This window comes from Enterobacter sp. RHBSTW-00994 (assembly GCF_013782625.1).
In the GTDB taxonomy this organism is placed as follows: domain Bacteria; phylum Pseudomonadota; class Gammaproteobacteria; order Enterobacterales; family Enterobacteriaceae; genus Enterobacter.
In genome coordinates this window covers 3,806,472-3,820,463 of record NZ_CP056199.1, presented here as the reverse complement: position 1 = coordinate 3,820,463, position 13,992 = coordinate 3,806,472, and the positions used below count along the sequence as shown (strand labels likewise).

The window sequence follows — 13,992 nt, the reverse complement described above, 5'->3', positions numbered from 1 at the left end:
ATTAACCGACGAACATCACGGATACACACAGCACGCCGACAATCAGCGTCAGCAGATTGCCGATGGAACGGTACTGTTTCAGGGACGGGATCAGATACGTCGAGAGCGTTGGCATGATAAACAGGATCATGGCGATAAGCGGGCCGCTGATGGCGTAAATCATCGAGATTGCATTCGGGTTAATGCAGCAAACCACGAACGTAACCAGCGACACACCTAAAATAGAAATCGCGCGATTAAAGGCACGACTCTTCTTGACGCCGACCTGATTCAGGGATGATTTCACGATCTCGGTCGCCCCTTCAATCACCCCAAAATAGGTTCCCAGGAACGATTTCGACATCGCGACGATGGCAACCACAATCCCGGAAATGCCGAGCCAGGCCGGAGAGGAGGGCATCATCGACAGCGCTGACAAAATCGTTACCCCTTCCTCTTTTGCCGCCACAATGTAAGACGGCGGGATAGAGAGCAGGCAACTGAACACGAAGAACAGTACGCTCAGACAGATGATCAGGTACGCCACCTTCATGATTTTTTTGCATTTACCCATGGCGGAATCACCGTACTTCTCCCGGCGATCAACAGCAAACGTCGAGATAATCGGGGTATGGCTAAAAGCGAAAACCATCACCGGGATCGAAATCCAGACCTGGTGAAGCGTGTGTTGATCAAACGCCATCTGGCTGGTAAGCAACGATGGTTGCCAGCTTCCCGTCAGGTAGATCGAGACAAACAGGAAGTAGGCGATCAGCGGGAATACCAGAAAACCCATCACTTTTATGGTGATGTGACGTCCCATCAGGAAGATCAGATTCAGCACCAGCACCACGCCAAAACTTACCAGCATGCGCACGGCGGTGTCGACCGTCATATGTTTCGCCAGCTGTTCAGTCATTGAGTTGGTGATCGCGACAGCGTAGATCAGCACCACCACAAAGAAGGCGACAAAGTAGAGGGTGGTGATCAGATTCCCAATCTTTTTTCCGTAGTAGTGAGTGACCGCACCGGTGATCCCTTCATTCCCGTTTGTTTTGTAGGACAGGATAAATTGCGCCAGCGCTTTATGCGGCCAGTAGGTTAATGGATAGGCCACAAGGGCGGTAATAAACAGGACAATTGCGCCTGCGGAGCCAAGCTGGATGGGCAAGAACAGCGTTCCTGCGCCCACGGCTGTGCCATAGAGGGCGAAACTCCAGAGAGTCTCTTCTTTTGACCAAATTTTCGACATTAGAGCAACGTATCAACTATAAAACGAACAAAAAGGAGTGCAATTTACCATAATTATGGCTGGAGGGCGTAACTGACTTGGCAGGTAGTGGCCGGACACGGGTTCCGGCCAGGAGGGCATTAGCTTGCGAGGGCGCGTCGTTGCTGGCGTCGTTTGATGAATTTCTCACGCAGAGTGTCATATGCCCAGTTATAGAACATGGTGTATGGCAGGAAGAACAGGAAGAAACCTATTTCCAGCGTGAATGCCTGAAGCAGCGTGACGCCCAGAACGGCGGAGACAATGGACACGCCGATCACAATAAAGCCGCACTCGAAGCCCAGAGCGTGTAGCGCACGTACTTTTGCCGTCCGCGTGACGCGCTGAACTGGCCAGAAACGGTCAAATCCGAAGTTATAGATGATGTTCCAGAGCATCGCCGTAGTTGCCAGAATAATGGTCAGTCCGCCCATTTCGACAACGGAACGCTGCATTAACCACGCTGCCGTCGGGGCGAGAATAGCCGTCGCAATTCCTTCAAAGCAGACGGCATGGAAGATCCGCTCCGGCAATTTACGTTGGAGTGTATCTTGATGTTGCATAGCGGTAGACCTCATTGATTCGCCGGGATGGGCGGTGTTGTGGCCTATTTTTATCGCTAAAGATGATATATAAAAGATAGTATCCATCGATAAAGTAGATACTTCATGCGCTATTCCCCTGAAGCCTTAATCGCATTTGTTGAAACGGTTGCTGCAGGCTCTTTCTCTGCTGCCGCCCGTCGCCTGCGTAAGAGTCAGTCCACCATCAGTACCTCGATAGCAAATCTTGAAGCCGATCTGGGGTTTGAGCTTTTTGATCGCTCGGCACGCCAGCCTGTGCTTACCGCACAGGGTGAGCAGGTGTTGGGGTACGTGCAGTCGATCCTCGCCGCCAGTGCGAGGCTCGATGAGCTGGCGGTGTCACTGACAGCGCAAACGGAGGCGCGCCTGACATTTGTGTTGTCGGATACACTGAACCCGGATGTGCTGGAAAACCTGATGAGCGAGTTCGACCAGCGTTTTCCTCATACGGAATTTGAATGCCTGATTGGTGAGGATGAGGATGTTATCGATCTGCTCCAGAAAGAGCGGGCGCAGGTTGGCCTGACGGAAGCACGTGACAGTTATCCTACCGGAATTGGTGTGACACGGCTTCCCATGCAGACCCGAATGGCGATTTATGTCTCGACCACGCATCCACTGGCAGGGCAACCGCAAACAGAAGCCGATGAACTCCATGGCTGGCGTGAGCTGCGGCTAAACACCTATCTTGAACGAGAGCCCGCTGTTGCCCGGGGGCCGGTCTGGTCAGCACCGAATTACCTGTTACTCTTGAGTATGGCGGTACAGGGCTTTGGCTGGTGCGCATTACCTTGTGCGCTGGTGGATGAATTCGCCGCGGCGAAATCGCTGGTGCAACTGAATGTGCCTGGCTGGCCACGCTCGATCGCTATCGATCTCTTATGGAACAAGCGCTCTCCACCAGGCATTGCCGGAAGCTGGTTGCGCCAGTATTTGCAGGATGCACGCTAATCCTTTGTGATTAAACTCACTTTTTTTAAACAATTGCGTCAATTGTTGATAACAATACTCTACTATCGTCATGTCATTTTATACAGAGGTCGTGATGAAAGATGTCGTTATAGTGGGTGCGTTGCGTACAGCTATCGGCTGTTTTCAGGGAGCGCTTGCGCGTCACTCTGCCGTTGATTTGGGCAGCGTGGTGGTGAAAGCACTGGTGGAACGCAGCGGGATCGCGACACATGAAATCGATGAGGTGATCCTCGGCCAGGTGCTGACGGCTGGTGCGGGGCAAAATCCTGCGCGTCAGGCAGCGCTCAAAGGCGGGTTGCCTAACACGGTCTCCGCGATCACGATTAATGACGTCTGTGGCTCAGGCCTGAAAGCGCTGCATCTTGCAACGCAAGCCATCCAGTGTGGTGAGGCGGATGTTGTGATTGCCGGTGGGCAAGAAAACATGAGCCGCGCGCCCCATGTTCTCACCGACAGCCGTACCGGCGCGCAACTGGGCAATAGCCAGTTGATTGACAGCCTGGTACATGACGGGCTGTGGGATGCATTTAATGATTACCATATGGGCGTAACGGCAGAAAACCTGGCGCGGGAGTATGGTATCAGCCGTGAGCTTCAGGATGCCTATGCGCTCAGTTCACAGCAAAAAGCCCGTGCGGCTATCGATTCCGGGCGATTCCGCGATGAAATCGTCCCCGTTCATACTCACCGTCAGTCGGGTGAAAACACGATCGTCGACACCGATGAACAACCGCGCACCGATGCCAGTGCTGAAGGGCTGGCAATGTTAAATCCGGCCTTTGAAACTATGGGATCGGTGACTGCGGGTAACGCCTCCTCCATCAATGACGGTGCAGCGGCGGTGATGATGATGAGTGAAAGCAAAGCGCTGGAGCTGGATTTACCCGTGTTGGCACGTATTAAGGCTTTTGCCAGCGTCGGCGTTGATCCAGCATTAATGGGCATTGCACCCGTTTATGCGACCCGTCGCTGTCTGGAACGTGCCGGATGGGCGCTGGGCGATGTGGATCTGATTGAAGTCAACGAGGCCTTTGCGGCGCAGGCCATTTCAGTGGGTAAAATGCTGGAGTGGGACCCGAAACGCGTCAATGTTAACGGTGGGGCAATTGCGTTGGGTCACCCGATTGGGGCATCCGGTTGCCGTATTCTGGTTTCATTAGTTCACGAAATGATAAAACGTGATGCCCGCAAAGGGCTTGCCACGTTGTGTATTGGGGGCGGGCAGGGCGTTGCGCTAGCGATCGAGCGATAATCATCTTTTCTCCATTTTGTACTCAGAAAAACCTCCCGCCAGGGAGTTTTTTTTGCCTCCTGAACGACATTTTTATACTCATCAGTGAATTCTCAATCCCTCTGTAATTCTTGCGCGTTGAATAATGATCATGATGACTTTTTTTGTGTGATCTTCCTCCTGAAATTTAACGTTAATGACCCTGTTTTGTTGATGGGTGTCACGTCGATCCTTGCCAAAAAAAATGAAACAAATAATTACGATCTTGGTCACTAAAATAACGTTATATAAAAAATAAACTGCAGTTCCATAAAAACGAAACGTTATTTTAATTGAGGGTTTTTCATGTTTAAGAAATCTCTGGTCCTTGCCTCTCTTGTTGGTGCGTCTTTTGCGGCTCAGGCCGTTACCGTCGATCTGCGTCATGAATACATTGACAGCGGCTCTAACGCCGACCGTGTTTCTGTTTCACACCGTTTTGCGAATGGCTTAGGTTTCTCTGTTGAAGCGAAGTGGAAATCAGGTGGCGATAAAGCCGATCAGCCATTTGCGGATGTCGTTGGTAACGGTCACGAAGATCAAATTAGTTGGCGCTGGAAAGCGACCGATAATATTGCGCTGACTCCGGCTTTCACAATTGAAAGTAATGACAGCCGAACAATATATAAACCAAATTTGCATTTGCAATATAGCTTCGATAATGGCTTCTACGTTGCCGCTCGTTACCGTTATGAATATACCCGCTACCCATCAAGCTCTAATAAAGAAGATGACAAAGTTAACCGTGGTGATGCATGGGTAGGTTGGGTAATGGGCGATTTCCGTACCGAACTGAACTACGTCTACGCGAAGAGCTCAGAAGGTATGATTCGTAATAACAACAAAGACTACTCCAACGAATATAACGCCAAGCTGGCGTACAAACTGGATAAAAACTGGGCCCCTTATGTTGAAGTGGGTAACGTCGGTGTGAAAGATACCGATGAACGTCAGACCCGTTTCCGTTTAGGCGTGGCATATTCGTTCTAATAAATAATAAGCAATATCTCCGGGAAAAAGCCGGCTCCACGTGAGCCGGTTTTTTTGTGTGGAGAAAAATGCCGGGTGGCGGCGCTGCGATATGAACCGGAAACATGAGTAACACTTTAGATCGGATACATGGGTAACGGTGATAACAGGCAAAAAAAGCCCTCCGCGCGGGAGGGCAAGGCCAGTTACAGAAACACTAACTCAAATCATGCATGCAACATTTCAGGTTGCTCGGGGAGTTTCGCGATATAGAGCGCAGGTTTGCCGTCTTTATCGGAACTGAACAGAACCGCGTTATCATCCGGGGTAAAGGATGGATGCGGGTGGGTAACCTGGCGGCTGTTTGCCACCGTCGCCCAGGAGGTGTCGTGGCGGGCAATACGGAAGTACGCTTTTTTCGCCACATCAAAGGCATAAAGATACGGGTCGTTATCGATGGTGTAGCCGCTGGTATCCTTCACATCGACAGGTGTACCTGAACCATCACCAACCAGCAGCGTACCGTCGAAGTTGCTCATCAGGTGAGAACAGGCTGGCATCTGCATCACGGCTTCGTTAACGCCAGTGTCCGGGTTAAAACTGTAAATGGTACGGCCCTGTTTGCCTTTCAGATAGGAAACATAGACCAGTGCAGAACCATTCGGAACCCAGAATTCGTGGGTGCAGCTTTCGCCTTCAGCATGTTCTTTCACTTTGCGCACGTTGCTGCCGTCTTCATTGACCAGCCACATGCGGGCATCAACTAAATCATGCGGTCCTTCGTGGCAGAAGGCGACGGTGTCGTCATGGAAAGGGCGGTAAATAGGATGACCCAGCCAGTTTTTCTCTTCGTGGATCGTGACACTTTCACCGGTTTTCAAATCCACGCGCAGCAGGCGACAGTGTGGCCCTTTGTGGAAGAATTCGTGGAAAATTTTCCAGTCGTTGAGCGGTGTCCAGTCACTTTTCGCAATCTCGATACCGACCAGCTTAGTGCAATCGCTGTTTGCCACCCAGGTACCGTAGCCAACCCATTCGTCAGAAACGCGATACACTTCGCGCTCGGCCAGCGTCTGCAAATTCACTTCCAGTAGCGTGCGGTCATTCTTCACATAGTAGAAGGATTTATCGTCCGGAGAGAGGAAGCCACCAAACGTGTTATCGCCTGCACCTTCGGTCAACTGTACGGCTTCTGCTTTATTCAGATCCAGCAGGTAGTAGTTCCAGTGGCCGTCGAACTCCCCCGCGAACAGCAGGTGGCTGCCATCATTGAAAAAGCACTTCTGATAGAAGTAGTTGCGATGACAGGTTACTTCGGGTGGGGTCAGACGTGTGATTTCCACGCCTGTATCCGGATCGCGGCTGGTCTCATAGTTCAGCTTGACCCGCATACCTTTAGCCATGATGCACTCCTTTATATCGGCGGCAGGATAGTCACCGCCGAACCTGAATGAAAGATAAGTTAAAAACCAAGCGATAAAATATCAAAACATCGTTTCATTATGTGTGACTGGTGACTCAATTTATAAGAAAAAGAGAAATACCGATCCGTATCTTTGATTTTTAGCACCGAATGTTTTTTATGCCGTCAAATTTTGAAGGTTTTATAATGCATTGTTAATTATCATAAATATTTAAACATTCCAGACCATCTCATTAGGCGCTTCTGCGTCAACCTCCCAACAATCGTGATCGGAACTACACTTTTGGCATTAAGATGCGGAAAAATTGAAACGTTGTTTTAAATGTAATTGAAAAGCCATTTCTCAGCAGATACTATGTGCCAATCGAGAAAACGGAACGTTGTTTCGTTAATTATCTTTACCTTTGGGCACGATCAATTCTGGAGGGTAATGTGGACGTCAGACAAAGCATCCACAGCGCGCATGCTAAGACGCTGGATACCCAGGCACTGCGCAATGAGTTTTTAGTTGAAAAGGTGTTTGAAGCCGATGCTTACACCATGGTGTATAGCCACATTGACCGCATCATCGTTGGCGGCATTATGCCGGTGGCAAAAATGGTCTCTGTAGGCGGTGAAGTGGGCAAACAGCTGGGCGTGAGTGACTTCCTGGAACGCCGTGAACTGGGTGTGATAAACATTGGTGGCCCAGGCACAATCACCGTTGACGGCCACTGTTATGAAATCGGTCATCGCGATGCGTTGTATGTCGGTAAAGGGGCAAAAGAGGTGATCTTTGCCAGTATCGATAGCGGTAAGCCCGCTAAGTTTTACTACAACTGCGCACCAGCCCACACCGCTTATCCAACCAAAAAAGTGACTCCAGCGGATGTTTCACCGGTCACGCTGGGCGATAACCTCACCAGCAACCGTCGCACCATCAACAAATACTTTGTTCCGGATGTGCTGGAAACTTGCCAGCTCAGCATGGGGCTGACCGAGCTTGAGCCGGGCAACCTGTGGAACACCATGCCGTGCCACACCCACGAGCGTCGCATGGAAGTCTATTTCTACTTCAACATGGAAGAGGACGCCTGCGTGTTCCATATGATGGGGCAGCCGCAGGAAACGCGTCATATCGTGATGCACAACGAGCAGGCCGTGATTTCTCCAAGCTGGTCAATTCACTCAGGCGTGGGAACCCGCGCCTATACCTTCATCTGGGGTATGGTCGGTGAAAACCAGGTCTTTGATGACATGGACCACGTCGCTGTTAAAGATCTGCGCTAGTCGCGGGCAGTTAAGCATAAACATGCCTGTTCGTGACAGGCGCTGAAAGAGTAAGGAAAAAACATGATTCTGGATGCATTCTCTCTGCAAGGTAAAGTGGCTGTCGTTTCTGGTTGTGATACCGGTCTGGGCCAGGGTATGGCGTTAGGTCTGGCGGAAGCGGGCTGTGATATTGTTGGCATCAACATTGTTGAGCCGACTGAAACTATTGAGCGTGTCACTGCGCTGGGCCGCCGTTTTCTGAGCCTGACCGCTGACCTGCGTAAAATTGATGTGATCCCTGAGCTGTTGGATCGTGCGGTGGCTGAATTTGGTCATATTGATATCCTCGTGAATAACGCCGGTCTGATCCGCCGTGAAGATGCAATCAACTTCAGTGAGCGCGACTGGGACGATGTCATGAACCTGAACATCAAGAGCGTGTTCTTCATGTCTCAGGCGGCGGCGAAGCATTTCATCGCGCAGGGCAACGGCGGCAAGATCATTAATATCGCTTCCATGCTCTCCTTCCAGGGTGGCATCCGTGTACCGTCTTATACTGCGTCGAAAAGCGCTGTGATGGGCGTAACTCGTCTGCTGGCGAATGAATGGGCACAGCACAGCATCAACGTCAACGCAATTGCACCGGGTTACATGGCGACCAATAACACCCAGCAACTGCGTGCGGATGAAGAGCGTAGTGCGGCGATCCTCGACCGTATCCCGGCAGGTCGCTGGGGTCTGCCAGACGATCTGAAGGGGCCGATTGTGTTCCTCGCCTCACCAGCATCCGATTACATCAATGGTTATACCGTCGCGGTGGATGGTGGCTGGCTGGCGCGCTAATCCGCAGCATGAATAAGACCCTCTGCCCACGGGTGGAGGTTTTTTTTGCCTGAAAATTACCATTATCCATATCGATAAAGATGAAAAATCCATATCAGTAATTCATAAATGACGTGCATCACAGTTTTATTTATTTGAAATTAATGACTTAACATAATTAAGCTGTTATTCACCATTAGTTTAAATTGTAATGTCCATCACAGATCGCTATTGCACAGCCAAATAATCCATAACTTCGCGAATTCCCGCCTGACACTTTTTCTCGCTATCTCGTAATTTCAGTTAACGAATTTCGCTGTTCAGGCAGGAAAATATGACATCTATAAATGACTCTACCCTTATGCCAGGTGCAGTGCGCGACACCCGACGTATGAACCAGTTCGTCTCTATCGCGGCAGCGGTGGCAGGCTTGTTGTTTGGGCTGGATATCGGTGTGATTGCCGGTGCATTACCCTTTATTACCGATCACTTTACCCTCAGTAGCCGCCTGCAGGAGTGGGTGGTCAGTAGCATGATGCTGGGGGCCGCCATAGGGGCGCTGTTCAACGGCTGGCTCTCTTTCCGGCTGGGACGTAAATACAGCCTGATGGTCGGGGCGATTTTGTTTGTTGCGGGCTCACTGGGCTCCGCTTTCGCCACGGGTATCGAACTATTACTGCTTTCCCGCGTGCTGCTCGGGGTCGCCGTGGGGATTGCGTCATACACTGCGCCGCTGTATCTCTCCGAAATGGCCAGTGAAAATGTACGCGGCAAAATGATCAGTATGTATCAGCTGATGGTGACGCTCGGTATCGTGCTGGCATTTCTGTCAGATACCTGGTTTAGCTACACCGGTAACTGGCGGGCTATGCTTGGCGTGCTGGCACTTCCCGCCCTGGTGCTGATGGTTCTGGTGGTTTTCCTGCCGAACAGCCCACGCTGGCTGGCGCAAAAAGGACGTCATGTGGAGGCGGAAGAGGTCTTGCGGATGTTGCGTGATACCTCTGAGAAAGCACGTGACGAGCTGAATGAAATCCGCGAAAGCCTGAAGCTGAAGCAGGGGGGGTGGGCGCTCTTTAAGGTGAACCGCAACGTGCGTCGGGCGGTGTTCCTCGGCATGTTGTTGCAGGCAATGCAGCAGTTTACCGGGATGAACATCATCATGTATTACGCGCCGCGCATCTTCAAAATGGCGGGTTTCACCACGACGGAGCAGCAGATGATTGCCACTCTGGTGGTTGGGCTGACCTTTATGTTCGCCACCTTTATTGCGGTGTTCACGGTAGATAAAGCGGGGCGTAAACCCGCGCTGAAAATTGGTTTTAGCGTAATGGCGCTGGGGACGTTGATCCTGGGCTATTGCCTGATGCAGTTCGATAATGGCACAGCGTCGAGCGGTCTTTCATGGCTCTCCGTTGGTATGACCATGATGTGTATTGCCGGCTATGCCATGAGTGCCGCACCTGTCGTGTGGATCTTGTGTTCCGAAATTCAGCCACTGAAATGCCGTGACTTCGGTATCACCTGTTCCACTACCACGAACTGGGTGTCGAACATGATCATTGGCGCGACGTTCCTCACCTTGCTGGATTCGATTGGCGCAGCGGGAACCTTCTGGCTCTATACCGTTCTGAATATCGCGTTTATTGGCGTCACGTTCTGGCTTATTCCTGAAACTAAAGGTGTCACGCTGGAGCACATTGAACGCAAGCTGATGGCGGGAGAGAAGTTGCGTGATATCGGCGTGTAAGGTTAATGCCCGGTAGCGTACGTTTACCGGGCATACAGTTCTCCTCCTTTCTGGCCGGGAGAGGGGGAGAACAAGAACGTCAGACCGCACACAGGTAAAGTGCAGGCATTCCTTCTTCATCAGATGTATACAGAACCCATTTGTTATCCGGCGAGAACGACGGATGGGGATGCGTCACCTGGCGGTCGCCATCCAGCACTTTCCAGCTGGTGTTGTGCTGGCAAATCGCTTTCTGCGTTCCCGCACGAATATCAAATACCCAGATAAACGGATCGTTCAGGCTAATATCGCCGGTGTTGTGCGGCGCACCGTCGCCAACAATCAGCGAGCCGTCGTGGTTACTCATCAGGTGAGAGCAAGGCGGAATAGCCATCAACTGGCGGTTCTCCAGTGTTTGCGGATTGGCACTGAACAGATAGCGTTGTGGATCGTTTTCCTTGTGGGTAACGTAATAAAGTGCGGAACCATCCGGAACCCAGAACTCATGGGTAAAGCTTTCACCCGGCGCGTGCTGACGAACTTTGCGCACGTTGCTGCCATCTTCATTAATCAGCCACATACGGGCGTCGATCGCATCACGCGGCCCTTCATGGCAAAAGGCGACGGTATTATCGTCAAACGGGCGATAGAGAGGGTGTCCGAGCCAGCGTTTTTCCTGCAACATCACGCGTCTTTCACCTGTCCGTAAATCAATATTGATGAGGCGGCATTCGGGTTGCGTAAAGTAAAAGGCGCGGAATTTGCTCCAGTCGGTGAGCGGCTGCCAGTCACTTTTCTTGATTTCGATACCGACCAGCCGGGTACAGTCGGTGTTTGCGACCCAGGTTCCGTAAGCCACCCACTCGTCATCGACCTCGTACACAATCCGTTCTTCGAACGAGGCAAGATCGACGAGTCTCAGTTCACGGTTATTTTTGACGTACCACAGGGACTGGTCGTCAGCCGATAAAAAACCGCCAAAGGTATTATCGCCTGCACCGTCGGTCAGTTGGGTCGCCTGTTGCTGCGCAATATCCAGCAGGTAGTAATTCCAGTGCCCTTCAAACGCACCGCCAAAAATCAGTTTGCTGCCATCGCGGGTAAAACATTTTTGATAGAAGTAGTTACGGTGACAAATAATGTGCGGGGGCGTCATCCGTATCACTTCGTGTCCGGTTTCACTGTCCAGGCGTGTGCGAAAATTCAGCGGGATGATTTTGCCTTTCATTTTTCTCTCCTTGAGATAAAAAAATACCCCGCCGCAAAAGCGGCAGGGTATTTATGATGGATAGGACTTAGCGCATTGCTCGTTTCAGGATACGTTCAGCCTGACGCTGGAAGTCTGCTGCGGTCTCTTCTACCGTTTTCTGGCCATAGTCGATGTACTGCAGAGAAGTACCAAACTGCGCGACGATCTGCGGGTCATCAAAGTAAGGCGATACGGACAATTTGGCTGGCAGGGACTGTGCCAGGCGCAGACCGGCAACAGACGGGTCGCTCTCTTTGATCGTGCCGTCTTCCGTCAGGAATTGCACTGCTGCTTTACTCAGTGGAACACCACGCTCAAGGCCCAGCGTATCAACCCCTTCTTTGCTGTTCAGCAGGAAGTTAATGACTTTGGCCGCTGCTTCTGGGTTTTTGGTGGATTTACCAATCGAGAGCATCTGGGCAGGTTTAAAGAACAGACCTGCGTCCGTCGCACCCGGCAGCATTGGGTAGTTACCCAGTTCCAGTTTGGCTGGTGGCTTCAGGTTATCGGAGTACTTGTTAATGGTGGAGTTCCACATGTACGTACCGCCCCATTCACCCTGGATCCACGGTTTCATTTCGTACATGTTGCTCTTACCAAACGACGCATAGTACTTGGTGTCTGGCATGACGTGGCTATCAACCAGTTTTTTGTATGTCTGGAAGAACTCCACCCACTGCTCTTTGCTGTACGAGAATTTCTTCGCCTGCTCATCAACCGCCGGAATGTTGTACTTCTGAATCATATAAGAGTTCAGCAGCGCCAGTGTGTCCTGGTGCTCCAGGACAACAGGGTAGTACTGTTTGCCGAGTTTGCTTTCGAACGCTTTACCCGCCGCCATCAGCTCATCCCAGGTTTTCGGGTATTCAACGCCCGCTTTCTTCCAGGTTTCATCGTTGAAATAGAAGACGCGTGCGGTGACTGAAATCGGGATCCCGTTCAGTTTGCCGTTAACGGTGGTGGACTGAAGTTCTTTGGGATCGAACTGCGTCAGGTCGATCACATCTTTCATTTTGTTCAGGTCGTAGAAGCCGTCACCGTTTTTCGAGAAGATCGGCAACCAGTTCCAGTTGGTTTGCATCACGTCTGGCTCAGTACCGCCCGCAATCTGGGTGGTCAGACGGGAAAGGTGACCGTCCCAGCCGGTGTATTCCGCTTTCACGGTAATATCCGGATTCAGTTTGTGGAACTCTTCTAACGCCTTCAGCGTCACCTGATGGCGGCCATTGCCCCCCCACCAGGACATACGTAAATCAACATCTTTCGCCATCGATGGCAGAGCGGTAAGTCCCAGGGTAGCGGAGATAGCGGCGCTTAAAAGCACTTTTTTCATTTTTATAACTCCATTAGAGAGAGATGTTCTGTTCAGTTTTTGCGTCAAAAATATGACACTTATTCATATCAAACTTGAAATACACCTTACGATGAAGACCTTTATCAATCATCGGTTTAGCTTCATCAGAAGGAATTCGGGCAGTCAGTTCGTAGTCTGCGACTTTCAGGTACACAAAGAATTCATGACCCATATTTTCGACACGTACCATCTCGCCGCTACAGCCACCCTCGGCAAAAGGTTCGTCGGACAGGGAGACAAATTCCGGGCGAATGCCGTAGAACAGATCCTGATCTTTGTAGCGAGCAACTTTTTCCTGCTGTTGCTCGTTTAACGGCATGGTTTCATTGCCAATAGTGATATGCAGACGACCTTCTTGTTCCACCAGTTTGCTGGCACGAATGTTCATCTCTGGCGCACCAATAAAGCCCGCAACGAACATATTCTTTGGCTTGTGGTAGAGGTTATCCGGGGTATCTACCTGCATGATGTGACCGAGTTTCATCACGCAAATACGGTCGCCCATGGTCATCGCTTCCGTCTGATCGTGAGTGACGTAAACGGTGGTAGCCGGTTTGCCTGATTTCTTCAACTGCTTGTGCAGGTCAGAGATACGGATACGCATTGAGGCGCGCAGTTTGGCATCCAGGTTGGACAGCGGTTCGTCAAACAGGAACACATCTGGTTTTTTCACAATCGCGCGGCCCACGGCCACACGCTGTGCCTGACCACCAGAAAGCTGGCGAGGTAAGCGGTCCAGCAACTCTTCCAGCTCCAGGATTTTGGCCGCTTCATTAACCTGAGATTCGATCTGGTCTTTTGGCAGCTTGCTCAGCTTAAGACCAAAGGCCAGGTTTTCGCGCACCGTCATGTGTGGATAAAGTGCATAGTTCTGGAACACCATCGCAATCCCACGCTCTTTAGGCGCGAGGTTGTTCACGATTTTTTCACCAATGCGAACTTCGCCGCCGCTGATGGTTTCAAGACCCGCCAGCATACGCAGGGTGGTGGATTTGGCGCAGCCGGATGGCCCGACAATCACCATAAACTCCCCTTCAGCGATTTTAAGGTCGATAGCATGTACCGCTTTGAAGCCGTTGGAGTAAACCTTTTCCAGTTTGTTGAAGATAACTTCAGCCAT

12 protein-coding genes are annotated in these 13,992 nt (G+C 51.1%); 6 read left to right on the top strand and 6 right to left on the bottom strand.

The features are described 5' to 3' along the window. Window position 1: 1 nt before the first annotated feature. Both HV346_RS18210 and HV346_RS18205 read right to left on the bottom strand, forming a co-directional pair. Window positions 2-1,231 (bottom strand): amino acid permease, encoded by a 1,230-nt coding sequence (locus HV346_RS18210; protein ID WP_181620651.1) that lies wholly within the window; start codon window positions 1,229-1,231, stop codon window positions 2-4. A gap of 119 nt (window positions 1,232-1,350) precedes the next feature. Then, window positions 1,351-1,812 (bottom strand): multidrug/biocide efflux PACE transporter, encoded by a 462-nt coding sequence (locus HV346_RS18205; RefSeq protein WP_181620650.1) that lies wholly within the window; start codon window positions 1,810-1,812, stop codon window positions 1,351-1,353. A gap of 105 nt (window positions 1,813-1,917) precedes the next feature. Between HV346_RS18205 and HV346_RS18200 the strand changes: the two genes are divergently transcribed. The 3 genes from HV346_RS18200 (at window position 1,918) to HV346_RS18190 (ending at window position 5,065) form a co-directional block, all read left to right on the top strand. Then, entirely contained in the window at window positions 1,918-2,784 is an 867-nt protein-coding gene (locus tag HV346_RS18200) for a LysR family transcriptional regulator (protein WP_181620649.1), read from the top strand. A gap of 94 nt (window positions 2,785-2,878) precedes the next feature. Further along, entirely contained in the window at window positions 2,879-4,057 is a 1,179-nt protein-coding gene (locus HV346_RS18195; RefSeq protein WP_181620648.1) for an acetyl-CoA C-acetyltransferase, read from the top strand. Window positions 4,058-4,381: 324 nt separating this feature from the next. Continuing rightward, window positions 4,382-5,065, top strand: a complete 684-nt coding sequence (locus tag HV346_RS18190) for an oligogalacturonate-specific porin KdgM family protein (protein WP_181620647.1) — start codon at window positions 4,382-4,384, stop codon at window positions 5,063-5,065. Between the two features lie 206 nt (window positions 5,066-5,271). Here HV346_RS18190 and HV346_RS18185 read toward each other — a convergent pair whose 3' ends face one another. Next, window positions 5,272-6,447 (bottom strand): oligogalacturonate lyase family protein, encoded by a 1,176-nt coding sequence (locus HV346_RS18185; RefSeq protein ID WP_181620646.1) that lies wholly within the window; start codon window positions 6,445-6,447, stop codon window positions 5,272-5,274. A gap of 452 nt (window positions 6,448-6,899) precedes the next feature. Here HV346_RS18185 and kduI point away from each other — a divergent pair, with 452 nt between their 5' ends. From kduI to HV346_RS18170, 3 genes are all read left to right on the top strand, one after another. Beyond that, window positions 6,900-7,736: a 5-dehydro-4-deoxy-D-glucuronate isomerase gene (gene kduI / locus HV346_RS18180; RefSeq protein WP_181620645.1), complete on the top strand. Its 837-nt coding sequence runs from the start codon at window positions 6,900-6,902 to the stop codon at window positions 7,734-7,736. 63 nt (window positions 7,737-7,799) lie between these two features. After that, entirely contained in the window at window positions 7,800-8,561 is a 762-nt protein-coding gene (gene kduD / locus HV346_RS18175) for a 2-dehydro-3-deoxy-D-gluconate 5-dehydrogenase KduD (protein ID WP_181620644.1), read from the top strand. A gap of 313 nt (window positions 8,562-8,874) precedes the next feature. Beyond that, entirely contained in the window at window positions 8,875-10,290 is a 1,416-nt protein-coding gene (locus HV346_RS18170; RefSeq protein ID WP_181620643.1) for a sugar porter family MFS transporter, read from the top strand. 79 nt (window positions 10,291-10,369) lie between these two features. On the opposite strand, the gene HV346_RS18165 is transcribed toward HV346_RS18170, so the two are convergent. The 3 genes from HV346_RS18165 to HV346_RS18155 all read right to left on the bottom strand — a co-directional run bounded on the left by HV346_RS18165 (window position 10,370) and on the right by HV346_RS18155 (window position 13,992). Next, a complete protein-coding gene (locus HV346_RS18165; protein ID WP_181620642.1) occupies window positions 10,370-11,497 on the bottom strand; it encodes an oligogalacturonate lyase family protein in 1,128 nt (375 codons plus the stop codon). 67 nt (window positions 11,498-11,564) lie between these two features. Beyond that, window positions 11,565-12,851, bottom strand: coding sequence for an ABC transporter substrate-binding protein (locus HV346_RS18160; RefSeq protein WP_181620641.1), 1,287 nt, complete (start codon window positions 12,849-12,851; stop codon window positions 11,565-11,567). Window positions 12,852-12,864: 13 nt separating this feature from the next. Further along, window positions 12,865-13,992: an ABC transporter ATP-binding protein gene (locus tag HV346_RS18155; protein ID WP_181620640.1), complete on the bottom strand. Its 1,128-nt coding sequence runs from the start codon at window positions 13,990-13,992 to the stop codon at window positions 12,865-12,867.

What these genes read in the sequence shown, in the direction of transcription:
- HV346_RS18210 (WP_181620651.1), bottom strand. Translation starts at nt 1,231, where the DNA reads ATGTCGAAAATTTGGTCAAAAGAAGAGACTCTCTGGAGTTTCGCCCTC.
- HV346_RS18205 (WP_181620650.1), bottom strand. Translation starts at nt 1,812, where the DNA reads ATGCAACATCAAGATACACTCCAACGTAAATTGCCGGAGCGGATCTTC.
- HV346_RS18200 (WP_181620649.1), top strand. Translation starts at nt 1,918, where the DNA reads ATGCGCTATTCCCCTGAAGCCTTAATCGCATTTGTTGAAACGGTTGCT.
- HV346_RS18195 (WP_181620648.1), top strand. Translation starts at nt 2,879, where the DNA reads ATGAAAGATGTCGTTATAGTGGGTGCGTTGCGTACAGCTATCGGCTGT.
- HV346_RS18190 (WP_181620647.1), top strand. Translation starts at nt 4,382, where the DNA reads ATGTTTAAGAAATCTCTGGTCCTTGCCTCTCTTGTTGGTGCGTCTTTT.
- HV346_RS18185 (WP_181620646.1), bottom strand. Translation starts at nt 6,447, where the DNA reads ATGGCTAAAGGTATGCGGGTCAAGCTGAACTATGAGACCAGCCGCGAT.
- kduD (WP_181620644.1), top strand. Translation starts at nt 7,800, where the DNA reads ATGATTCTGGATGCATTCTCTCTGCAAGGTAAAGTGGCTGTCGTTTCT.
- HV346_RS18170 (WP_181620643.1), top strand. Translation starts at nt 8,875, where the DNA reads ATGACATCTATAAATGACTCTACCCTTATGCCAGGTGCAGTGCGCGAC.
- HV346_RS18165 (WP_181620642.1), bottom strand. Translation starts at nt 11,497, where the DNA reads ATGAAAGGCAAAATCATCCCGCTGAATTTTCGCACACGCCTGGACAGT.
- HV346_RS18160 (WP_181620641.1), bottom strand. Translation starts at nt 12,851, where the DNA reads ATGAAAAAAGTGCTTTTAAGCGCCGCTATCTCCGCTACCCTGGGACTT.
- HV346_RS18155 (WP_181620640.1), bottom strand. Translation starts at nt 13,992, where the DNA reads ATGGCTGAAGTTATCTTCAACAAACTGGAAAAGGTTTACTCCAACGGC.